The sequence below is a fragment of the Rhodococcus jostii NBRC 16295 genome (genome assembly GCF_001894825.1).
Classification (GTDB): domain Bacteria; phylum Actinomycetota; class Actinomycetes; order Mycobacteriales; family Mycobacteriaceae; genus Rhodococcus_F; species Rhodococcus_F jostii.
This window is the reverse complement of record NZ_BCWY01000039.1, coordinates 15,895-36,995: the sequence shown is the minus strand read 5'-3', so window position 1 is coordinate 36,995 and position 21,101 is coordinate 15,895. Positions and strand designations below refer to the sequence as shown.

Annotated in this window: 25 protein-coding genes; 15 read left to right on the top strand and 10 right to left on the bottom strand. The window is 68.5% G+C overall.

Translation table 11 applies throughout. The features are described 5' to 3' along the window. Nucleotides 1-642, bottom strand: coding sequence for a ScbR family autoregulator-binding transcription factor (locus RJ1_RS24180; protein ID WP_073364619.1), 642 nt, complete (start codon nucleotides 640-642; stop codon nucleotides 1-3). Between the two features lie 102 nt (nucleotides 643-744). Here RJ1_RS24180 and RJ1_RS24175 point away from each other — a divergent pair, with 102 nt between their 5' ends. Then, nucleotides 745-1,470 (top strand): lysoplasmalogenase family protein, encoded by a 726-nt coding sequence (locus RJ1_RS24175; RefSeq protein WP_073364617.1) that lies wholly within the window; start codon nucleotides 745-747, stop codon nucleotides 1,468-1,470. On the opposite strand, the gene RJ1_RS24170 is transcribed toward RJ1_RS24175, so the two are convergent. Then, entirely contained in the window at nucleotides 1,454-1,900 is a 447-nt protein-coding gene (locus tag RJ1_RS24170) for a hypothetical protein (RefSeq protein WP_073364616.1), read from the bottom strand. The two genes, RJ1_RS24175 and RJ1_RS24170, sit on opposite strands and share 17 nt — an antisense overlap. A 114-nt stretch (nucleotides 1,901-2,014) precedes the next feature. On the opposite strand from RJ1_RS24170, the gene RJ1_RS24165 reads away from it, so the two are divergent. The 4 genes from RJ1_RS24165 to RJ1_RS24150 all read left to right on the top strand — a co-directional run bounded on the left by RJ1_RS24165 (nucleotide 2,015) and on the right by RJ1_RS24150 (nucleotide 5,896). Further along, nucleotides 2,015-2,614, top strand: coding sequence for a hypothetical protein (locus tag RJ1_RS24165; RefSeq protein ID WP_073364614.1), 600 nt, complete (start codon nucleotides 2,015-2,017; stop codon nucleotides 2,612-2,614). A gap of 4 nt (nucleotides 2,615-2,618) precedes the next feature. Next, the gene (locus tag RJ1_RS24160; RefSeq protein ID WP_073364612.1) at nucleotides 2,619-3,320 is read left to right on the top strand and encodes a TrmH family RNA methyltransferase; all 702 of its coding nucleotides are present in this window, start codon (nucleotides 2,619-2,621) and stop codon (nucleotides 3,318-3,320) included. 34 nt (nucleotides 3,321-3,354) lie between these two features. After that, a complete protein-coding gene (locus tag RJ1_RS24155; protein ID WP_073364610.1) occupies nucleotides 3,355-4,473 on the top strand; it encodes a glycoside hydrolase family 76 protein in 1,119 nt (372 codons plus the stop codon). A 67-nt stretch (nucleotides 4,474-4,540) separates the two neighbouring features. Further along, on the top strand, nucleotides 4,541-5,896 hold the full coding sequence (locus RJ1_RS24150; protein WP_073364608.1) for an LLM class flavin-dependent oxidoreductase: 1,356 nt from the start codon (nucleotides 4,541-4,543) through the stop codon (nucleotides 5,894-5,896). A 221-nt stretch (nucleotides 5,897-6,117) separates the two neighbouring features. On the opposite strand, the gene RJ1_RS24145 is transcribed toward RJ1_RS24150, so the two are convergent. Continuing rightward, complete coding sequence (locus tag RJ1_RS24145; RefSeq protein WP_073364607.1) at nucleotides 6,118-6,783, bottom strand: DedA family protein; 666 nt, start codon at nucleotides 6,781-6,783, stop codon at nucleotides 6,118-6,120. Between the two features lie 25 nt (nucleotides 6,784-6,808). After that, nucleotides 6,809-7,540, bottom strand: a complete 732-nt coding sequence (locus RJ1_RS24140; protein ID WP_276526510.1) for a VTT domain-containing protein — start codon at nucleotides 7,538-7,540, stop codon at nucleotides 6,809-6,811. 204 nt (nucleotides 7,541-7,744) lie between these two features. Between RJ1_RS24140 and fbaA the strand changes: the two genes are divergently transcribed. Continuing rightward, entirely contained in the window at nucleotides 7,745-8,779 is a 1,035-nt protein-coding gene (gene fbaA, locus RJ1_RS24135; RefSeq protein ID WP_073364604.1) for a class II fructose-bisphosphate aldolase, read from the top strand. Between the two features lie 59 nt (nucleotides 8,780-8,838). On the opposite strand, the gene RJ1_RS24130 is transcribed toward fbaA, so the two are convergent. Beyond that, nucleotides 8,839-9,867, bottom strand: a complete 1,029-nt coding sequence (locus tag RJ1_RS24130; protein WP_073364602.1) for an Rv0361 family membrane protein — start codon at nucleotides 9,865-9,867, stop codon at nucleotides 8,839-8,841. Nucleotides 9,868-10,005: 138 nt separating this feature from the next. Here RJ1_RS24130 and RJ1_RS24125 point away from each other — a divergent pair, with 138 nt between their 5' ends. The 4 genes from RJ1_RS24125 to RJ1_RS24110 all read left to right on the top strand — a co-directional run bounded on the left by RJ1_RS24125 (nucleotide 10,006) and on the right by RJ1_RS24110 (nucleotide 13,022). Next, complete coding sequence (locus tag RJ1_RS24125; RefSeq protein ID WP_073364600.1) at nucleotides 10,006-10,422, top strand: DUF3151 domain-containing protein; 417 nt, start codon at nucleotides 10,006-10,008, stop codon at nucleotides 10,420-10,422. Nucleotides 10,423-10,486: 64 nt separating this feature from the next. Continuing rightward, nucleotides 10,487-11,554 (top strand): FUSC family protein, encoded by a 1,068-nt coding sequence (locus RJ1_RS24120; RefSeq protein ID WP_083400763.1) that lies wholly within the window; start codon nucleotides 10,487-10,489, stop codon nucleotides 11,552-11,554. Nucleotides 11,555-11,626: 72 nt separating this feature from the next. Then, nucleotides 11,627-12,553, top strand: coding sequence for a cation diffusion facilitator family transporter (locus RJ1_RS24115; protein ID WP_073364597.1), 927 nt, complete (start codon nucleotides 11,627-11,629; stop codon nucleotides 12,551-12,553). Nucleotides 12,554-12,620: 67 nt separating this feature from the next. Further along, complete coding sequence (locus RJ1_RS24110) at nucleotides 12,621-13,022, top strand: hypothetical protein (protein WP_073364596.1); 402 nt, start codon at nucleotides 12,621-12,623, stop codon at nucleotides 13,020-13,022. 3 nt (nucleotides 13,023-13,025) lie between these two features. Here RJ1_RS24110 and RJ1_RS24105 read toward each other — a convergent pair whose 3' ends face one another. After that, nucleotides 13,026-13,487 carry a pyridoxamine 5'-phosphate oxidase family protein gene (locus RJ1_RS24105; protein ID WP_073364594.1) on the bottom strand — a complete coding sequence of 154 codons (462 nt, stop codon included), beginning with the start codon at nucleotides 13,485-13,487 and terminating at the stop codon, nucleotides 13,026-13,028. Nucleotides 13,488-13,550: 63 nt separating this feature from the next. Here RJ1_RS24105 and RJ1_RS24100 point away from each other — a divergent pair, with 63 nt between their 5' ends. Beyond that, a complete protein-coding gene (locus RJ1_RS24100) occupies nucleotides 13,551-14,507 on the top strand; it encodes a helix-turn-helix transcriptional regulator (protein ID WP_073364593.1) in 957 nt (318 codons plus the stop codon). 20 nt (nucleotides 14,508-14,527) lie between these two features. On the opposite strand, the gene RJ1_RS24095 is transcribed toward RJ1_RS24100, so the two are convergent. Next, complete coding sequence (locus RJ1_RS24095; protein ID WP_073364591.1) at nucleotides 14,528-15,697, bottom strand: thiolase family protein; 1,170 nt, start codon at nucleotides 15,695-15,697, stop codon at nucleotides 14,528-14,530. 30 nt (nucleotides 15,698-15,727) lie between these two features. Beyond that, nucleotides 15,728-17,134 (bottom strand): MFS transporter, encoded by a 1,407-nt coding sequence (locus tag RJ1_RS24090; RefSeq protein ID WP_073364590.1) that lies wholly within the window; start codon nucleotides 17,132-17,134, stop codon nucleotides 15,728-15,730. A gap of 107 nt (nucleotides 17,135-17,241) precedes the next feature. On the opposite strand from RJ1_RS24090, the gene RJ1_RS24085 reads away from it, so the two are divergent. From RJ1_RS24085 to RJ1_RS24070, 4 genes are read left to right on the top strand one after another with little or no spacing between them, the layout of a single operon-like run. Continuing rightward, a complete protein-coding gene (locus tag RJ1_RS24085) occupies nucleotides 17,242-17,841 on the top strand; it encodes a molybdopterin-dependent oxidoreductase (protein WP_073364588.1) in 600 nt (199 codons plus the stop codon). Further along, nucleotides 17,831-18,598 (top strand): ferredoxin reductase, encoded by a 768-nt coding sequence (locus RJ1_RS24080; RefSeq protein WP_073364587.1) that lies wholly within the window; start codon nucleotides 17,831-17,833, stop codon nucleotides 18,596-18,598. Before RJ1_RS24085 ends, RJ1_RS24080 begins: the two co-directional genes overlap by 11 nt. Before the next feature lie 18 nt (nucleotides 18,599-18,616). Continuing rightward, nucleotides 18,617-18,889 (top strand): DUF6510 family protein, encoded by a 273-nt coding sequence (locus tag RJ1_RS24075; RefSeq protein WP_073364585.1) that lies wholly within the window; start codon nucleotides 18,617-18,619, stop codon nucleotides 18,887-18,889. A gap of 40 nt (nucleotides 18,890-18,929) precedes the next feature. Further along, nucleotides 18,930-19,427, top strand: coding sequence for a winged helix-turn-helix transcriptional regulator (locus RJ1_RS24070; RefSeq protein ID WP_073364584.1), 498 nt, complete (start codon nucleotides 18,930-18,932; stop codon nucleotides 19,425-19,427). A gap of 39 nt (nucleotides 19,428-19,466) precedes the next feature. On the opposite strand, the gene RJ1_RS24065 is transcribed toward RJ1_RS24070, so the two are convergent. Continuing rightward, nucleotides 19,467-20,240, bottom strand: coding sequence for a site-2 protease family protein (locus RJ1_RS24065; RefSeq protein WP_073364582.1), 774 nt, complete (start codon nucleotides 20,238-20,240; stop codon nucleotides 19,467-19,469). Beyond that, nucleotides 20,237-20,890, bottom strand: a complete 654-nt coding sequence (locus RJ1_RS24060) for a hypothetical protein (protein ID WP_240320035.1) — start codon at nucleotides 20,888-20,890, stop codon at nucleotides 20,237-20,239. The genes RJ1_RS24065 and RJ1_RS24060 overlap by 4 nt, the downstream gene beginning before the upstream one ends. Nucleotides 20,891-21,101 lie beyond the last annotated feature (211 nt).

Below are 21,101 nucleotides of genomic sequence, written 5' to 3'. Positions count from 1 at the left end.
TCAGGAAGCGACGTCGTCGCGGAACGCGGCGAGTTCGAGCAGGCGGGGCAGCATGTCGGGCGACGCGATCGAGGGCAGCAGCAGCGCCCACATGTCGGCCAGGCGCTCGTACAGGTCGGCGCGTCCGGTCAGCGCCTCGGACACCAATTGCATTCCGGTGAACGAACTGACCAGGAACCGGGCGAGCGCCGCGGGATCGACGGACTCGCGCAGTTCGCCCGCCTGCCTCGCCTTGCCGGCGAGAGCGACGAGGGTATCGGTCCAGTCGATGTACGGGTCGGTGGCCGGACCACGGGACGTGCCGAGCTCCAGGGTGAGTCGCACGCCGGCGCGCACGATGGGCTCGGTCAGCAGCTGGCGCGCCATCTCCTTGGCGCACAACAGGATCGCCTCCATCGGCGACTGCGCCGTCGCGAGCACGCGCTGCGCCGCCAGCATCGCCATGGCGTGCTGTTCCTTGATCACCGCCCAGGCGAGAGCCTCCTTGGACTCGAAATGAAAGTACAAGGCGCCCTTCGTGACATCGGCGTAGGAGAGGATGCCGCTCAGGCTCGCGCCGCCGTACCCGAGCTTCTCGAAGCTGAGTGCCGCACCTTCGAGCACCTGATGGCGGGTGGCCGCCGCGCGCGCCTGTTTTGCCATCACCTGTGCCTCACAATTGCGGATTGTCCGTCGCGTCCGCTCTCCAGTCAACCACTGTTCGGGCCGGTAACCTCGGCACGTCGGCAAGTGTGGGAGGAAGACGTGAAGTCGAAGTACAACTGGGGTGTCGAGCACGCGGTGTTCGCCGGGGCGACGCTGGCCACCGTCGTCGGAGCGGTCACCGGGCGAGAACGGGTGCAGCGGGTCGCGAAACCACTGATCGCACCCGCGCTCGCCGTACGAGTCCTGCGGCGACGAGCGGACACCGGCCCCGCCGACGCCGCCCTCCTCCTCGCCGGTCTGGCGGCCGCGACCGTGGGCGACGTCTTCATGATCGACCCGGACGACGACGCCCGCCTGGTGCGCGGCGCCTCCTCGTTCGCCGTCATGCAGGCCGCGTACGCGGCGCTGTTGCTGCGCCGAGGCGCCCGGCCCACCGCACCCGCGGCGATTCCCCGGCTGGCCGGCTGGGCGGGCGCGGCGTCCCTGCTCCGCAGCCGGGCGAAGGAGGTCGCGGCACCGTTGACCGTGTACGGGGCGCTGCTCGGCACCACGTCGACGCTGTCGGCCGATCCGTCCCTCGCGCCCGGCGCGAACGTCGTCGCGAACGTGGCGGTGCCGGGACCCGACCGGCGCAGTTGGCTCGGCGTCGGCGGAATGCTGTTCACCACCTCGGACGGCCTGATCGTGGTGCGGCGCTTGTTCATCCGCGGAGACCGGGGGAGGGCCGCGGCCGAAGGGGGGATCCTCGCCAGCTACGCGGCGGCCCAGTTGTTGCTCGTCGAGGGGATGCTCGCCCTCGGGCGCCGGGTCACGGGCAGAGCATGATGTGGTCCCGGTCCTTCGGATCCACCAGGATGGTGATCGTTTCGCCGGGCACGAAGCGCGTGGCGTTCTCGCGTCGCACCTCGTAGACCACCCGGCCGGCGTAGCTCTCCGAACCGGGCACGGTCAGTCGGAGGTCCAGTTCGGTGAGCTCCCCGTTGCCGGGAGTGGGGCGAATCGGGGTGACGTGCTCGATGCGGGCCCAGCCCTCGAGTCCGTGCCGTTCGAGTTTGCGGTCGGCTCGGGAGGGCCGCTCGGCCGCCATCATGCCGAATCCCAGCGCCGAACCGAAGGCGGCGACCAATCCCATGATCTGGTACGGGATGGTGGCCGGCGGGGTGTGCTCGATCAACCATCCCAGCCAGACGGCGAGGACGATGACGTAGCCGACCGTGATGAAGCAGACCGTCCGCACGATGCGCTGATGATTCATCGATAGCCTCCACCTCCAGGTTAACCCGTCCCGACCTCACCGAGGCGGCCCCGTCGGCGGACTGCCGTTAGAGTGCAGTGTCGGCAGCAGGTAAGCGTGTGTGGAGGTGGCCGTATGGCGTGGCGTCGGGTGTCGTTGGTGTGTCTGAGCATTGGCTCGGCCGTGATGCTCGCAGGGTGTGGTGGGTCCTCGGACGCGGTGGCTCCGCCGACGACCACGACCACCGCTGCGGCCCCTGTGACCACCACCACGACCACGGTTCCGCCGACGACCACGACCACGACGATCGCGCCCCCGACCACGACGACGGAAGCGCCGACCACGACGCTCGTCGACGTGCCGTACGAGCACAACGAGTCGTATTTCTTCACGTCCCCGGACGGCGGGTTCCAGTGCGGCATCATCAAGCTGCCGAACCGCACCGAGGCCGGGTGCCAGGGCTCGACGAGCCCGGTGCCGCCGCGTCCGGCGGACTGCATGGTCGACTGGGGTCACGGCATCCGCGTCGAGAACGACGGCGAGGCCTCGTTCATGTGCGCCGGCGGCCTCGTCTACACCTCGGGCGGAGACGAACCGGACGCGGCGTTGCCCGCCGGGGCGAAACTGACGAAACTCGGCTACACGTGCAGCACCACCGCCGCAGCCGTCACCTGCACCAACGACGAGACCTCGCACGGGTTCACCGTCGCCCCCGATTCGAACAAGACGTTCTGACGCCGTGAGCGGAGTCGAGGCAGGGCAGGTGGAGTCGGTGCAGGTGGAGGACGCCGAGTCGGGTCCCACCGAATGGGGTGAGAACCCGAACGGGGTCGGCCCGTGGTCCGACGAACACGACACCCCCGCCCCCACCGACCCGCGGTACGACCCCGAACTGCTGACCGGAGGCGATCGCCGCAACGTGGTCGACGCGTACCGGTACTGGACACGTGAGGCGATCGTCGCGGACATCGACCGCCGCCGCCACCCGCTGCACGTGGCCATCGAGAACTTCGGACACGACGCCAACATCGGGACGGTGGTCCGCACCGCCAACGCATTCGCCGCCGCCGCGGTCCACATCGTGGGACGCCGGCGCTGGAACCGGCGCGGCGCCATGGTCACCGATCGGTACCAGCACGTCCTGCACCACCCCGACGTCGAGGGTCTCGTGGAATTCGCGCGGGAGCGGGGTCTCACCATCGTGGCTGTCGACAACACGCCCGGGTCGGTGCCGCTGGAGACGGCGAGTCTGCCGCGCGACTGCGTCCTCCTGTTCGGGCAGGAGGGGCCGGGAGTGACGGATCAGGCGAAAGAGGTTGCGGCGATGACGGTGTCGATCGCCCAGTTCGGTTCCACCCGCAGCATCAATGCGGGTGTCGCCGCGGGAATCGCCATGCATGCGTGGGTTCGTCAGCACGCCGACCTCGACCGCGCCTGGTAGCGGAACCCCCGGCGAATAGGAAAGATCAACTCTTATGCAGGACACGTGGTCGGCGCGCGCGGACGCCGCTGAAGAAGCGGTGGTGAGCAGGCATCTTCGCCGGCTGTGGGCGCTCCCGGGCACCACGCTGGGCGTCGTCGCCTGGCCGGCGGTGCGGCGCGAGCGGTTGTTCCTCAGCTGGCACTACTGGTGGCAGGCCCACCTGCTCGACTGCGCCGTCGACGCGCTCGAACGGGACCCGACTCCGCGGCGGCGGCGTCGCATCGTGAAACTTGCGCGCAGCCACCGCCTGCGGAACCTGTCGGGCTGGACCAACAACTACTACGACGACATGGCCTGGCTGGGGATCGCGCTGGAGCGCGCCCAGCGAATGCACTTCATAGACAACAGGAATGCGGTGCAGGCACTCGAATCGCAGTTGTTCGACGCCTGGGCTCCCGAGGCCGGGGGCGGCATCCCGTGGCGCAAGGGGTCGAACTTCTACAACGCCCCGGCCAACGGTCCCGCCGGGATCATGCTGGCGCGCACCGGGAAGCTGTGGCGCGCCCAGGCCACGGCGGACTGGATCGACGACACACTGCGGGACGTGCACACCGATCTGATCGTCGACGGCATCCACCCCGGCGGCGAAATCGAAAGGAACGTCTACTCGTACTGCCAGGGGGTCGTGCTCGGACTCGAAACCGAACTCGCCGTCCGCCTCGGATCGCCGCGGCACCGGAATCGGACCCACCGGCTGGTCGACGCCATCGACGAGCACCTCGCACCCCAGGGCGTCATCGGCGGCGGCGGTGGGGGAGACGGTGGGCTGTTCAACGGGATCCTCGCGCGGTATCTGGCGCTGACCGCGGTGATGCTGCCGTGGGAGTCGCCGGCCGACATCCGGGCGCGGGAGATCGCCGCCCAGCTCGTGCTGACGTCCGCGGAAGCGGCGTGGGAGAACCGGCTGCAGATCGAGGGACAGCCGTTGTTCGGCCACGACTGGACCAGGCAGGCGCAGCTACCCGGGTTCGGTGGGGGAATCGCCACGTTCACCGGCGGCACCGTCCGGTCGTCGGGCATTCCGGAACGCGACCTGTCCGTCCAGCTCGGTGGCTGGATGCTGATGGAGGCCGCGCACATGGTGTCGGCCGCGGGGTACCCGCGACGCTAGGCGACGGTTCGAATCACGCGAAACTTAACCGTGTCGCCGCGGTTTCGCCGCTGTTAGACAGGTCGTTATGTCAGATCAACAGCGGCAGCTGAGTCTCAACGCGTTCATCTACCCGGCCGGACACCACGAGTCGGCGTGGCGTCACCCGCTCACCACGCCCGAACGGCTGTACGACGTCTCCTACTTCCAGGACATCGCGCGCACCGCGGAGGCCGCGAAGCTGGACGCGATCTTCTTCGCCGACGGCCCGGCCCTGCGCAGCGACGTCGAACACGGTGCCGCCGGAGCGCTCGAGCCCATCACGCTGCTGACGGCCATCGCGACCGCCACCGAACGGATCGGGCTGATCGCGACCGCGTCCACGACGTACTTCGAGCCCTACAACCTCGCGCGGCTCTTCGCCTCCCTCGACCACATCTCCCGCGGCCGGGCCGGCTGGAACATCGTGACCACCGGAACCGATCTGGCGGCCGCCAACTTCGGTCTGCCGCGGCACCCCGACCACGCCGACCGCTACGCGCGGGCGCGGGAGTTCGTCGACGCGACCGTCAAGCTGTGGGACAGCTGGGAAGACGACGCCATCCTGATCGACAAGGACAGCGGGATCTACGCGGACCCGTCGAAGATCCACGAGATCAACTACGTCGGCCGACACCTGCGGGTGCGCGGACCGTTCAACGCGCCCCGCTCCCCGCAGGGCCATCCGGTGCTGGTGCAGGCGGGTGCGTCCAACGAGGGTCGCGCGTTCGCGGGCCAGTACGCGGAGGCCATCTTCACCGCGCACCAGCGACTGTCGGACGGGCAGGCCTTCTACGCGGACGTCAAGCAGCGCGTGACGCAGTACGGCCGTAACCCGGACCACGTGAAGATCCTTCCCGGCATCAGCCCGTTCCTCGGCGACACCGAGGCCGAGGCCCGGGAACTGGAACGCGAGTTCAACGAACTCACGTCGCCCGAGTACGGGCTCGCCCAGCTCGAGAGCCTCACGGGCTCGAGCGTGCGACACCTCGAACTGGACGCTCCCGTGCCCGCCGGACTGTTCGGGGACGCCGGCGACGTCACCGACAACCAGCAGAGCCGCCTGCAGGTGATCGCCGGGATCGTCGAGCGGGAGAACCCGACGCTGCGGGGACTGCTGCACCGCCTCGCCGGTGCGCGCGGACACCGCGTGGTCGTCGGAACGCCCGTGCAGGTGGCCGACACCATCGAGGAATGGTTCACCCAGGGCGCAGCGGACGGTTTCAACGTCATGCCGCCGTACTACCCGGGTGGGCTGGAGGTGTTCGCGGAGAAGGTGGTCCCGATCCTGCAGGAGCGTGGACTGTTCCGCACCGAGTACGCGGGCACCACGCTGCGCGATCACTTCGGACTGCCGCGCCCCGAGAGCCAGTACGCGGCGGCGTCCGGCACCGTCGCGCAATAGTCCCCGTCCAGGCTCGCCCGGCCCGGTCCGGCGCGCGCCCCGGTTCCGCTCGCGCCCGATGTGACATTCGTTCCGTTCGAGTAGACGAATGTGACATCGGGCGCCGGCGGACGCTGCCCGTGTGCCGGCGGCGTGGGTCCGGTTCGACGACCCGCTGCCCGCGTGAGACGCGGCGCATCAGCGCTAGTCGAGGAGCACGGTATTAGTCGAGGAGCGCAGTACTAGTCGAGAACTTCCTCGACGGCCACATCTTCGGGTGGCCGCGCCATCTCCTGCCGGTAGTGCCACACCCCGAGGGCCGTGCCGATCACCAGCAGTGTGACCATCCCGGCGAGCACCGCCGGCATCAGCCACGACACCCGGTCGAGGAACGAGCCGAAGTAGAAGCCGATGAGTAGCAGTACAGGCGCCCAGAAGACGGCGCCGATGCTGCTGGCGATCGTGTACTTGGTGTGGTTCATCTTGGCCGCACCGGCGACCAGCGGGCACAGGGTGCGGATCCACGGAATCCAGCGGGCGACGAGAACTGCCCAGAAGCCGTGCTTCTCCAGCAGGACATTCACCTTGTGGAGGTTGGCGTAGTTGAGATACTTCCCGCCCTTGCGGGCGTGGATGCGGTTGCCGGTGCGGTGACCGATGACGTACCCCACCTGGTTTCCGCAGATGGCGGCGATCATCGCCCCGACCGACAGCGCCCATACGTGGCCCGCGCCGGACGCGTGGTTGGCCAGCACGATTCCGGCGGTGATCAGCATCGAGTCGCCGGGCAGGAAAAGGCCCAGGATCACGGCGCACTCGATGAACACGAACGCGAGGACGACGACCCAGACCAGCGCTGGACCGGCCGAGACGAGAGGCCCGAAGCTGCCTGATGCCGTGATGACCATCGTCAGTGCGTTACCCCGATCGATTTCAGGAGGTCGGATCGGTGGGGGTGGTGACAGGCTGCGCGTCCTCGGCCGTGGCGTCCACGCTCTGGCGGGACTTCAGGATGCGCTTGCCCACCTCGATGATGATCGGCAGGACGGACACGAAGACGATCAGCAGGAAGATGACGTCGACGTTGTCGCGGATGAACTCGATCTGACCGAGCAGGTAGCCGAGCAGCGTGACGCCGGCGCCCCACAGGACGCCACCCACGATGTTGTACGTGAGGAACAGCGAGTACTTCATCCGCGACGCACCCGCGACGACCGGCGCGAACGTGCGCACGATCGGAACGAACCGGGCCAGGATGATCGTGATCGGGCCATGCTTCTCGAAGAAGGCGTGCGACTCGTCGATGTACTTCTTCTTGAAGAATCGTGCGTCGTCGGACTTGAACAGGGCGGTTCCGCCCTTGCTGCCGATGAAGAAGCCCACCTGGTCGCCGAGGATGGCGGCGATCGGGATCAGAATCAGCAGCACCCCGATGGGGGCGAACGGTTCGATCTCCGTCGACTTCGACGCCGCAATGAGACCCGCGGTGAAGAGGAGCGAGTCTCCGGGGAGCAGGGGGAACAGCAATCCCGACTCGATGAAGACGACCGCGAGGAGTCCGACGAGCACCCAGGTGCCGAAGGAGTTGAGGAGGTTCACCGGGTCTAGGAATCCCGGCAACAACGCGAGGTTGGTCACGGAATCCGATGCTGCCTGCACAATCACGGCCCTCAGCGTACCGGCGTAATCCCCGACTGTCGGAATACTGCAGGTCATGGAGTTTCCGCCGTGTCGCGGACGGGCCGAATCAGGGTGCCGCGACAGCCACCGGGAGACGTACGCTACCGGTATTGCCATACTGCTAGGACCACATCGGGCGCCGCGCTGATCGCGCGCGCCGAAATCGACTCTTTATGGAGGACTGCCGCCGTGCCAATCGCGACTCCCGAGGTCTACGCCGAGATGCTTGGTCGGGCCAAGGAGCACTCCTTTGCCTTCCCCGCCATCAACTGCACTTCTTCCGAAACCATCAACGCCGCCATCAAGGGCTTCGCGGATGCCGGCAGTGACGGCATCATCCAGTTCTCGACGGGTGGCGCCGAGTTCGGTTCGGGCCTGGGTGTCAAGGACATGGTGACCGGCGCGGTCGCACTCGCCGAGTTCGCTCACGTGATCGCCGCGAAGTACGACGTCACGATCGCCCTGCACACCGATCACTGCCCCAAGGACAAGCTCGACACCTTCGTCCGTCCGCTGCTCGAGATCTCGCGCCAGCGCGTCGAGGCGGGCCGCAACCCCCTCTTCCAGTCCCACATGTGGGACGGTTCGGCCGTGCCGATCGACGAGAACCTGGAGATCGCCCAGGAACTCCTCGCGAAGGCGAAGGCCGCCAACATCATCCTCGAGGTCGAGATCGGCGTCGTCGGTGGTGAAGAGGACGGTGTGGAAGCCGAGATCAACGACAAGCTGTACACCTCGCCCGAGGACTTCGAGAAGACCGTCGACGCGCTCGGCACCGGCGAGAACGGCAAGTACCTGCTGGCCGCCACGTTCGGCAACGTGCACGGCGTCTACAAGCCCGGCAACGTGAAGCTGCGCCCCGAGGTGCTCGAGACCGGCCAGAAGGTCGCCGCCGCCAAGCTGGGGCTGTCCGACAGCTCGCAGCCGTTCGACTTCGTCTTCCACGGCGGATCGGGCTCGCTGAAGTCGGAGATCGAGGCCGCGCTGAACTACGGCGTCGTCAAGATGAACGTCGACACCGACACCCAGTACGCGTTCACCCGTCCCATCGTGGGCCACATGTTCGCGAACTACGACGGCGTCCTGAAGATCGACGGCGAGGTCGGCAACAAGAAGTACTACGACCCGCGCAGCTACCTCAAGAAGGCGGAGGCCGGCATGACTGCTCGCGTCATCGAGGCCTGCAACGACCTCAAGTCCGCGGGACGTTCCGTCTCCGGATAGGCGCTTCGCGCTCGTGCGCCTTTCCGGTGGTCACCGCTACCGGAAAGGCGCACAGTCGTTTATCGGGGGTCGCAGATCTTCCAGGTGCCGTCGACCTTCTCGAGGTTGAATGTGCGCCACGACTGCTCGCTGGGGTTGGCGGCGGTGTGCGCCTTCACCTGGGCGATGGCGGTGTCACCGGTGATCTGCACGGCGTCGACGCCGCCGACCACCGGGATGTTCTGCTGCGTGACGGCGACCTGGTGGACCTCAGCGAAGTCCTGATCGGAGATGCCCTGGTAGTACTCGGCGAGGCTGCCGCAGGTGCTGGTGCGCAACGTCGCCAGATCGCCCTGGGTGAGTGCCGCGACGAACGTGTCGATCGTTCCCTGCACCTGGGCCTCAGGGGAGTTCTCGGCCTGGTTGTTGTTGTAGACGATCACACCGGTGACCGCGATGGCGGCGACGACGATGACGCCGGCGGCGATCGCGGCGAACAGCCACGCCTTGCCGTGCTTCTTCGGGGGCTGCTGCGCTGCGGCGACACGCTGCGGCGCGCTCTGCTGGGGCGGCAGCACCCGCTGCGGTGCGGCCTTCGGCGGGGCGGGCGCCGGCCGCGGGGGAGCGGGCGGCGGAGGCACCGGCCGCGAGTTCTGGCGTTGCTGAGCCGGGTTCGGCCGAGACTGGTTCGCCGAGGCGGCGGGGCGGGGCGGCGGAGGTGTCGCCGGGACCGCGGGTTTCGTCAGGGGAATCGCGACCGTCTCCGCGTCGGGTGACGCGGGCGCGCCCTTCTGCATGGGGATCGCCGTCGTGGCCGCCTCGGACGCCTTCTCCTCCGGTTTCGCGGCCTTCGGGCGCGGTGCCGGTGGCTTGGGCAGTGGGGCCTGCGGTTCCTCGGGTTTCTGCCGGTCCGCCTTCTCCGGGACCTTCTTCTGCGGGGGCTTCGGCTCGGGCGACTTCGCCGTGGGTGCGGCGGGTTCCGATGCCGCCGACTTCGCGGCCGCGTCGCCGCCGGTGGCCGGCTTCTCGGTGGAGTTCGCCGCGCCCGCGTCGGACGGTGTGTCCGCCGCCGGTTTCGGAGTCGATTCGTCTTTCTTCGGGTCCTGCACGCGTTGCCCCTCGGTCTGCAGAGAAATGAACGTTGGGGGCAGCCTAACGACATCGTGCGTCCTGGGAGACCACGACAGGGCGCGTCCCGGACGCGGGCCGACGCAGTGACGGCGCTGCGGCGGGGGCACAATAGGCGCATGACGTCTTTCGGTGACCTTCTCGGACCACAGCCCACGCTGCTTCCCGGGGACGACGAGGCCGAGTCGGCCCTGTTGAACCACGAGGATCCGGCTTCCGTGGCAGCCGCCCACCCCACCGCATCGATCGCATGGGCCTACCTGGCCGAGGCGGCCTTCGACGCGGAGGAGACCATCGCGGCGTACGCCTACGCACGCACCGGCTACCACCGTGGCCTCGATCAGTTGCGCCGCAACGGCTGGAAGGGCTTCGGCCCGGTGCCCTACGGCCACGAACCCAACCGTGGGTTCCTCCGGTGCGTCGCCGTCCTGGCGAAGGCCGCGAAGGCGATCGGCGAGACGGACGAGTACGCGCGCTGCCTCGACCTGCTCGAGGACTGCGATCCCCGCGCCGCCGAAGCGCTTGGCGTCGGTTAACGCCCTCAGCTCGGCGAAAATCCGCAGCCGCACCGGACTGAGAACCTCGGTCCAGCGGCTGCGGGTGTCCGCGCTGCCCATCGTGCAGTGTGCGGTGGCGGCCGGAGTGGCGTGGTGGGTGGCCACGGTGGTGATCGGTCACCCGACGCCGTTCTTCGCGCCGATCGCGGCGGTGGTGTCGCTGGGGTTGTCTCTCGGTGCCCGCTTGCGGCGTTCCGTCGAGCTGGTGGCCGGGGTCACGATCGGGATCGGGGTCGGCGACCTCATCGTTTCCGTCATCGGAAGCGGTGCCTGGCAGATCGCGCTCGTCGTGGCGCTGGCGATGTCGACGGCGGTGTTGCTGAACAGCGGCCCTATCTTCTCGATGCAGGCGGGCAACTCCGCGGTGCTCGTGGCGACGCTGCTTCCGCCGGGGGGTGCCGCGGGTATCAACCGCATGGTGGACGCCCTGACCGGTGGTCTGGTGGGCATCGCCGTCGTCGCACTGATACCCACGCATCCCGTGGGCCGGGCGCGGAAGTACGCCGCCAACGTTCTCGGGACCGCGTCCGAGGTGATGCAGTTGGTGGCCGACGGGTTGATCGCCAACGACGACAAGCCCATCGAGGAGGCGCTGCGGAAGGCGCGGGCCACCCAGGCGTCCATCGACACCCTCCGGACCCACCTTGCCGGCGGCCGGGAGATCAGCCGCATCTCGCCGCTGTACTGGAATACCCGCAGCCGACTCGAACGGCTGACCGCCGCCGCGGACCCCCTCGACAATGCCCTGCGCAACATCCGGGTACTGGCGCGACGTTCACTCTCGCTGGTGCGGGACGACGAGATCCTGAACCCGAGGCTCGTCGACCAGGTGGAGAAGCTCGCCCACGCCCTGGAAACCCTCCGGCAGATGGCCCTCGCCGACCCGGGGCAGCAACCCGACCAGGCCGAGGCGGCGCGGGTGCTGCGCTCGGTCGCGTCCGGATTGAAACCGGAACTGGTCGAGAACGCGGGTCTGTCGGCCACGGTCGTCTTCGCGCAGATCCGGTCCTTGACCGTCGACCTCCTGCAGGTGGCGGGTCTGAAACGCATCTCGGCGATCGCCACGCTGCCGCCGACGGTGGAGAAGCCCGCGTACCGTCCCGAACTCTGACCGCCCGAGCACGCTGTTGATCATATGCGCATGTACGCATATGATCGGCACAACTCGGGAGGAGGCTCAGCCATGGGAGTCGGACACGGCCATTCACACGGCCACACGCAAGGCGGCGGTGAGGTAGGGCCGTCTCGCGCGCGGATCCGCCGAATGGCAGTGGCCCTCGTCATTCTCGTCGCGTTCCTGTTCCTCGAGGCCGGTGTCGGCCTGGCCGTCAACTCGCTGTCGCTGCTCGCCGACGCCGGGCACATGCTCACCGACGTCGTCGGAATGTCGATGGGGCTCGTCGCACTCCTCCTGGCCCGCAAGGGCAGTGCCACCGCGGCCCGGACGTTCGGCTGGCACCGCGCCGAAGTGCTCACCGCGATGGCCAATGCCGCGATGCTGCTCGCCGTCGCGATCTGGGTGTTCTACGAGGCCATCTCACGCATCGGCGACGCACCCGATCTCCCCGGAATGGCTCTCATTCTCACCGCCGCCGCCGGTCTCGCCGCGAACCTCGTGGTGATGCTGATGCTGCGCGCCGACTCCAAGGACAGCCTCGCCGTCCGCGGCGCGTACCTCGAAGTGCTCGCAGACGCCGTCGGCAGCGTCGGCGTGCTCATCGCCGGCGGCCTCGTGCTGGCCTTCAACTGGACCTACGCCGACATCATCGTCGGTGTCCTGATCTCGCTGTGGGTGGTGCCGCGCGCGATGAAACTGGCCGCCGCATCACTGCGCATCCTCACTCAGACCTCCCCGGCCGACGTCGACGTCGAGGGCGTGCAGGCCGACCTCGAGGCGCTACCCGGCGTCACCGGGGTGCACGACCTGCACGTGTGGACGCTCACGACGGGAATGGACGTGGCCACCGTCCACCTCACCACCGACGCCGACTCCTCCGCGGTCCTCGAATCCGCGCGGACGATCCTCGAGAGCCACCAACTCTCCCACGCGACGGTGCAGGTCGAATCCACCGCCAACGGACGTCACTGCGCCGAGAACGTCACCTGGTAGGTCCTGTCTGTTTCGTCCGGTATCGCATCGGGAAACCGAGATACGACGACTCACGGAAGGGAACACCATGTCCACTCTCGCAGCGTTCGCACGACCCGCCGCCGTCGCCGCACTCGGTGCGGCAGCCCTCTTCACCGCACCGGCCGTCGCCTCGGCCGCCCCGTTCATGCCCGATCCGCTGGCGAGTTGCACGCCCGCCGCGACACTGGGCGTCGAGAAGGAAGGCGACCAGGTCGAGTGGGAGTTCGAGGGGCCGGAGAAGGCCACGACCGACGCTCAGGTGACGTACCTGAACATCGGTCAGGCGCCGACCCTCGGCACGTCCGGACCGCTGACGAACGGCGAGGGCGTCGAAAAGGAACTCCCCGGGTTCACGGGACACCTGATCCCCGGCGGCACCTACGACCCCGACGGGCCCGGGCCGCTCGCGGCCTGCACCCTCGGCTTCGGATTCGCCGTCACGCAGTGACCGTCATTTGGTGAACCGGGTGACGCCCGCGCCCGGCCGCCACAGGTCGACGTACAGGTGGTCGCCGTCAACGGTGGTGAGAACCACCTCGTCGAGACCGAGTTCGAAGACGTCCGCCTCGGGGATTTCGTCGGGATAGTGGTCGACGATCTGCTGTTTCCGTTCCCCGAGAACCTCGTCTGCGCGGCCGCTGATCTTGGCGTCGCCACCCTCCATCGTGTGGTGGCCGGGGTTGCTGTGCAGGGAGAACCGCGGATCGCGTTGCAGGTCACGCACTTTGCGGGCGCCCACCATCGAACCGAGCAGCAACGCGCCTTCGTAGAACTCGACCTCGGTGCCGCTCACCCGCGGTGAGCCGTCCTTGCGGAGCGTCGCCAGCACGTGATGCTTGTGGGCGTCGAAGCGTGCGGCGACGGCCTTGGCGAGGTCGGGTGCTTCGGTCTCGAACTGTGTCCACTTGGTCATGCCGACCAGTGTGCTCTCCTATCCCTGACATCTACTGTCAGGGATTTTCTCTAGACTCGGAGGATGCGTTCGAGTCGGCTCGTCGAGGTGATGCTCCGTCTGGAAGGCAGCCGCGGCGCCACCGCCCAGCAATTGGCGGACGAGCTCGGGGTCTCGGTCCGCACGGTGTACCGCGACGTCACGGCGTTGTCGGCGGCCGGCGTCCCGTTGTGGACGGAGAGCGGCCCCGGCCGCGGAATCCGGTTGCTCGACGGCTGGCAGTCGAAACTCGGCGGGATGACGGGGGAGGAGACGTCCGCGCTGATGTTGCTGGGTGTCCCGTCGATCGCCGACGATCTCGGCCTGCGCGACGTCACCGCCGCGGCGCAGTCGAAGCTGTTGGGGGCGTTGCCGGTCCCGCTGCGCGTCGGGGCTCAGCTGTGGCGGGATCGGCTGTACGTCGACGCGCCCGGCTGGTTCGGCGGGCCACGCGACAACGGTCACCTTCCGGTGGTCGCGTCCGCGGTGCTCGAAGGCCGGCGCCTCGCGATCCGCTACCGCAGGGGAAGCCGTTCGGCGGCACGGACACTCGATCCGCTGGGTTTGGTGGCGAAGGCGGGTGTCTGGTACCTCGTCGCGCAGCATCGCGGGCGGACACTGTCGTATCGCGTGTCGAAGATCGGTGCCGCGGCAGTGCTGGACCAACCGGCGGTGCGGCCGCAGAACTTCGACCTCGGTGCATGGTGGACGGCCTCGGTGGCCGAATTCGATCGTGCCCTCCTGAGATTCCGGTGCCGGGTGCGGCTGTCGCCCGTGTCGTGGCGTCGACTGCCGCGGGTCGTGGGTGTGGAGGCCGCGCGCGTCGATGCCGGTCCGCCGGACGACGACGGCTGGGTGACCGTCGATCTGGTGCTCGAGGCCGAGGACGTGGCGCTCGACCAGTTGACCGTCCTCGGCGGGGGAGTCGAAGTGCTCGGGCCGCACTCGTTGCGCGAATCGCTGCGTGCGGTGGGAGAGTCGATCGCCCGCCGGAACGGCTGAGTGGGACTACTTCTGCCGCCTCACACGAGTCGCTCGAGCACCGTGGCGTTGGCGAGTCCGCCGGCCTCGCACATGGTCTGCAGACCGAACCGTGCCCCGCGCTGTTCCATCGCGTTCACCAGCGTGGTCATCAGCCGGGCGCCGCTGGCCCCGAGTGGATGTCCGAGCGCGATGGCGCCGCCGTGCACGTTGACGCGGTCCAGGTCGGCGCCGGTGTCTGCGGCCCAGGCCAGGACCACCGGCGCGAACGCCTCGTTGACCTCGAACAGGTCGATGTCGGAGATGTCGAGGCCGCTGCGCTGCAGCACCTTGCGTGTCGCCGGAATGACTGCGGTGAGCATCATCAGCGGGTCGTCGCCGACGACGGAGAAGCTGTGGAGCCGGGCCAGGGGCTGCAGTCCCAGCCGGTCGGCGATCTCGCTGGTCGTGATCATGAGCGCGGCACTTCCGTCCGACAGGGGACTGCTGTTGCCGGCCGTGATCGACCAGTCGATCTGCGGGAACCGCTCCGCGTAGACGTCGCTGCGGAATGCGGGTCGCAGGGCGGCGAGCGCGTCCAGGGTCGTGTCCGGGCGGATGGCCTCGTCGACGCTCAACTCGGGAAGGACGGCGAGTTCCTTCGCGAAGTGCCCGGCACTCGTTGCCGCCGCGGCCTTCTGGTGACTACGGAGGGCGAACTCGTCCAGCTGGGTGCGCGAGAGGCCCCAGCGGGCGGCGATGAGTTCGGCGCTGATGCCCTGCGGGACGAGCCCGTCGGGGTAGCGGCGTTCGAAGCCGACGCCCATCGATTCACGGCCGATGCCGCTGGACCCCATGGGAACCCGTCCCATCGATTCGACGCCGGCGGCGACGACGATGTCGTACGCGCCCGACATCACGCCCTGGGCGGCGAAGTGGACGGCCTGCTGGCTGCTGCCGCACTGCCGGTCGACGGTGGTGCCGGGCACGGATTCGGGAAATCCGGCGGCGAGAAGTGCACTGCGGGTGATGTTCTGGCTCTGATCGCCGACCTGCGTGACGGTGCCGCCGATGACATCGTCGATCAGTGCCGGATCGATCCCCGTGCGCTCGACGAGGGTCGAGAGGCTGTGGGCGAGGAGGTCGACCGGGTGCACTCCGTGCAGGGCGCCCGTGGGCTTGCCCTTGCCGATGGGGGTGCGGACGGCCTCGACGATGACGGCGTCTCTCATGATCTTTCCTTTCGGTGCTGTGAGTACTTGTCAACCGCGGGCGGTTGACAAGTACTCACGGGGTGGGTTCATACCTGGCGCGGTGAATGCGGCGACGACGGCCGCCGCGGCCACCGCGGTCCAGGCGAGTTGGAACGCGGAATGGGTGTCGTCGTACCCGACGGTGGTGCCCAGGAGGGCGACGAGCATGCTGACGCCCAGCACGGTGCCGATCTGACGGCTCATGGTGACGACGGCGCTACCGGTCGCCGACCGCGACTGCGGAAGTCCCGCGGTGGCGGACGACAGGATCGTCGGCAGAGCCAGGCCGACCCCGACACCGGCGATCAACCAGCCGGGCAACAGTTCCGACGCGTACTGCGGCTCCATCCCGACGGATGCGAGAACGAGCAGGGCGCCGGCCGCCCAGAGGGCGCTGCCTGCCGCGGTGAGAGCGCCCGCGGAAAATCTGCGGGCAAGAAGTTGGCCGACGACGGCGAACACCGGCACCATCAACGGGCCCGGCGCGATCGCGAGACCGGTGCGCAGGGCGGAGTAACCCCACACCTGCTGGAGCCACAGGATGTTCGCGAGCAACCCGGCCGCGAAGGCGGCGCTGAACGCGAGCGCGGTCACGTTCGACCAGGCGAAGGTCCGCACCTTCAGCATGGCCGGATCGATGAGCGGCTCGGGCTGCCGGTTGTTGCTCCACCAGAACAGTGCGACGGACGCGGCGGCGACGGTGAATGCGATCGCGATCCGCGGGTCGCCCCAACCCCAGGCGGGTCCCTGGACCAGTCCGAGAGCGAGGGCGCCGATGCCGACGGTCAGCAGGGTCGCGCCGAACAGGTCGAGGTCGGCGTCGCGGGCGGTGGGTCGGAAGTCGGGGACCAACCGGACGGTGGCGATCAGGAATGCGATGCCGATGGGGACGTTGACGAGGAAGGCCCAGCGCCAGGACGCCTCGACGAGAAGACCGCCCACCACGGGTCCCAAGGCGGCGGCCGCGGCACCCGACGCCGCCCAGATCCGGACCGCACCGGCGCGTTTCGCTTCGGGGACCGTGCTGATCAGCAGTCCCAGGCTCGCGGGGGTCAGTGCGGCCGCACCGACGGCCTGGAGCAGCCGGAACGCGACGAGCAGCCACAGCGAGGGACTCAGGGCGCAGGCGGCGCTGGCGGCGGTGAACAGGGCCAGGCCGAGGAGGAATCCGCGCCGGCGGCCGACGCGGTCTGCCCAGCGTCCGAGCGGAACCAGCAGCGCGGCGAACACGATCGCGTAGCCACCGAGCACCCAGCTGAGGTCGCCGAGGCTGTAGCCGGGGTAACTCGCCCCGATGTCGCCGAACGCGACGTTGACGACGAACAGGTCGAGGCTCGCGACGAACGGCGCGCCGGAGAGGACGGTGAGGAGCGGGCCGAGCCGCGCTTGCTCACGCACCTGACTATTGAGTGCCATAGTCAGCAATGTACGACCTGACTATGGTTCTGGCAAGTCAGGTGTGGTGGATGCCTCGAAACGACCGGTTGCGCTGCAAAGATGCCGTCGTAGTCCTAGCGTGAGGCATGGCTGTTCTGACTCCCGGCTTCCGTGGTCGGCCGCGCAGCGAGCACGCTCTCCCGCCCGGGCAGTACGAGGTGGAGGATTTTCCCGTGCTCTCCGCGGGACCCACGCCCCGTGTCCCGACCGATACGTGGACGTTGACCGTGACCGACGAGACCGGGCGGCGCGACGAATGGTCGTGGGCGGAATTCATGAAACTCCCGCAGGAGCGGCCGACGGTCGACCTCCACTGCGTCACCCGATGGTCGAAGTTCGGTACCTCGTGGAAGGGCGTCTCCCTCGACACCCTGTTCGCGGACGTCGAGACATCCGCGGGATTCGCCCTGGTCGGATGCGACGGCGGCTACACCACGAACCTTCCCATCGGCGACATCCTGGGTGGCAAGGCCTGGATCGTGCACAGCTACGACGGAGCGCCACTCGCACCGGTGCACGGCGGCCCGGCCCGGCTACTGGTGCCGCATCTGTATCTCTGGAAGTCCGCGAAATGGGTCCGGTCGATCCAGCTCGTCACCCAGGACGTCCCGGGTTTCTGGGAACAGCTCGGGTACCACGACCGCGGAGATCCCTGGCGGGAGCAGAGGTATCAGGGTGACCAGTGAGCTCGCGGGCCGCGCCGTACTCACCTGGCGGGTGGCCGAACTCGTCGATGCGTGGCCCGAGACGGCGAGTGCGCGGGCCCTCGTCCTCGAGGTTCCCGACTGGCCCGGTCATCGCGCCGGACAGCACGTCGACCTTCGTCTGACCGGCCCCGACGGTTACACCACCGAACGGAGTTACTCGCTGGCGTCGCCCGCCGAACGCTCCCAGGCCGGCCGGCGACTGCAGCTGGTCGTCCAGCGGGTGGGGGACGGCGAGGTCTCGCCGTACCTGACCGATGTGTTCGACGCCGGTAATCTGATCGAGGTGCGGGGGCCGATCGGTGGCTGGTTCGTATGGTCGCCGCGTGAGGGCGGCGGCGCGCCGGTCCTTCTCGTTGCGGGCGGTTCGGGAATCGTGCCGCTGATGTCGATGATTCGCGAGCGCCGTTTCCGCCACGACCGCACACCGTTCCGGCTCGTGTACTCCCTCCGGGCGCAGGCCGACGAGTTGTTCGCGGACGAGCTGAACAGGCCCCGCACCGGAGACGGGGGCGTCGAGACCGTCGTCCTGCGCACCCGCGAGGACTCGCCGCGGCGTCCGGCGGGTCGGATCACTGCCGCCGATCTCGCCGCGTGGGGGTGGCCGGCGGACTTCGCGCCGCGCTGCTTCGTCTGCGGCCCCACCGGATTCGTCGAGGAGGTGGCTCGGCTGCTTCTCGCGCTCGGGCACTCGCCGGACAACATCAAGACCGAGAGGTTCGGCCCCTCGGGGTCGTGACCGGAGGAGGAGCTGTCGATGGGTACGGTGCAGGACAACGACTTCGAGGACGGCAACGTGCTCGGCGGGCCCTTCGCGGAGATCTTCGTTCACGACCTCACCGCGGCGACCGGGCAATGCCGATTCTGCGGTCTCGACGGGCCGATGGCTGCCGTCCACGTCTACACCCGCGCGCCCGGCGTCGTCGTGCGATGTCCGGGTTGTCAGGAGGTGCTGCTCCGGCTGGTGTCGACTCCGCGCGGGCTCGCACTCGACGCCAGCGGACTCTCGCACCTGTCCTGGCGGCTGTGACTGCTGACTATGTAATTCTCAAGTCAGCTACGATGGGTGAATGGACGCGGCACGGTTGGACGGCTTTCTCGCGGATCGCGACAGCTGGCGGGCGACGCACTGCTCCATCGGCAAGGCGATGGACGTGATCGGCACGCGTTCGGCCGTCCTGATCCTGCGCGAGGCCTACTACGGCACCACACGATTCGACGACTTCGCGCAGCGGGTCGGCATCACGGAGGCAGTGGCGGCGTCCCGGCTGCGTGAACTGACGGCGGAGGGCCTGTTCGAGCGGCAACCGTACAAGGAGCCCGGGCAGCGCACCCGTTACGAATACGTGCTCACCGAGAAGGGGCGCGACCTCCTGCCCGCTGTCCTCGCACTGATGCAGTGGGGCGACAAATATCTCCAGGACAAGTACGGACCTCCCCTCGAACTGCGCGACGACGCGACCGGTGAACCCGTGCGCGTCGAGGTCCGCAGCCGGGGCCGGGAGGTGCCGCTGCAGGAACTGCGGGTGACCCCCAACTTCACCGAAGAGGATGCGTCCCGCCCGTGAGTACTTATTAACCGCCCGCGGTTAATAAGTACTCACAGCTCAGAGCCAGAAGCGCATCAGATAGTTGCCGTACTGCGCGTAGATCTCCGGCACCCCGGACAGTCCGAAGAGTCCGTAGATGGCGTCGAAGAACACCACGTTGATGGACGGCACGAACAGCAGCGCCACGAGGATCAGCAGTCCGTACGGCTTGTACTGGTCGACGGATCTACGCGTGCGGGGCGGCAGGAACGGCTCGAGTGCGGCGTAGCCGTCGAGTCCGGGGACCGGCAGGAGATTGAGAACCGTGGCCATCACCTGCAGGAAGGCGAGAAAGCTCAGTCCCGCCCAGAACACCTCGTGGTCGCCGCCCAGGCCGAACCAGCGGATCACCACGAGCAGGACGATCGCCGACACCAGGTTCACGGCAGGCCCGGCAAGCGATACCCGGGCCTGGACCTTCGGTGGGAACAACCCGGTGCGCAGGTACACGGCACCACCGGGCAACCCGATCCCGCCGAGTGCGATGAACAGCACCGGCAGACCGATCGACAGCAGCGGGTGGCTGTACTTCAACGGGTTGAGAGTGAGGTAGCCGCGCACCTCGACGTCGGTGTCGCCGTGCCGCCATGCCGTGTACGCGTGCGCGAACTCGTGCAGGCAGAGTGTCACCACCCAGCCGGCGACCACCAGCAGGAACACCCCGACGTGTCCGAGCACCGACTGGCGCCCGGCCGGCCATGCCAGGACGCCGCCGGCAACCGCCACGGCGACGACCACCAAGAAGACCGGGCTGGGACGGACCGCGGTGGTCCGTGCCCTGGGCAGGTTCATCGCACCAGCAACCACTCTTGGTCGTGGCGGTAGAACGTCGAACGCTTGACGTCGCGGGGGTTGGGGACGCCGTCGCGGGTGAGCGCGGCGGCAGGTGATCCGAGTTGCACGGCGCGGCCCTCTACCCAGCGGCGCGGCAGCCAGCGCCGGCGCGGTTCGACCGACGCCCGCAGGCCGGGCATCCGTGGCGTCGGGGTGACGGTCATGTTCGTCGTCGTACCGGAGAACAACCGGGTGTCGTCGACGTAGGCCTCGCCGACGAGCGGACCCCCGTCCGGACCGGTGACGGCGGCGCACCCGACGAGCGCGATCCCCGCGTCGTCGCGGATGAGGGGGACCGGTTTGGCCGTCCCCTTCAAGGCGGTGCGGGCCCCGCGGGCGCCGGAAGACAGATGGTAGGCGTCCGTCGCGTCCGAACGATGCTCCGCGACGTACGCGAGTTCGATGTGCAGGCGTTCGGTGCGCATCAACCGTGTCAGGGTGGCCGCGAAAGCGGCGTCGCTGCCCACCACGATCAGTCGCGGATCCACGACCACCTGCAGTTTGGAGAAGACCTCGTCGAAGTCGTCCTTGTCCGGGACGGCAGGTGCGCTCGAGGTCGAAATGGAGCCCAGAGGTAGGGGAAGCGGCGCATCGCCGCAAATGAGCACTACGGGGGTCAACGCCACTCCTCGCCCGGATGTCCCGCCGCGATTTCCGCAGCTTCCCTTTCGGATCATCCTAGTGGCACGCCCGAGATGGCCTCCCCAGCCGTACTGTGGGGTCTGTTCTCCGGGCCCTCGGCTAGACTGTTCCCCCGGCCACTGCCTACGAACGGCAGGACCACGCAGTCGGATACGACTGTACGTCGACCGTAGGAGA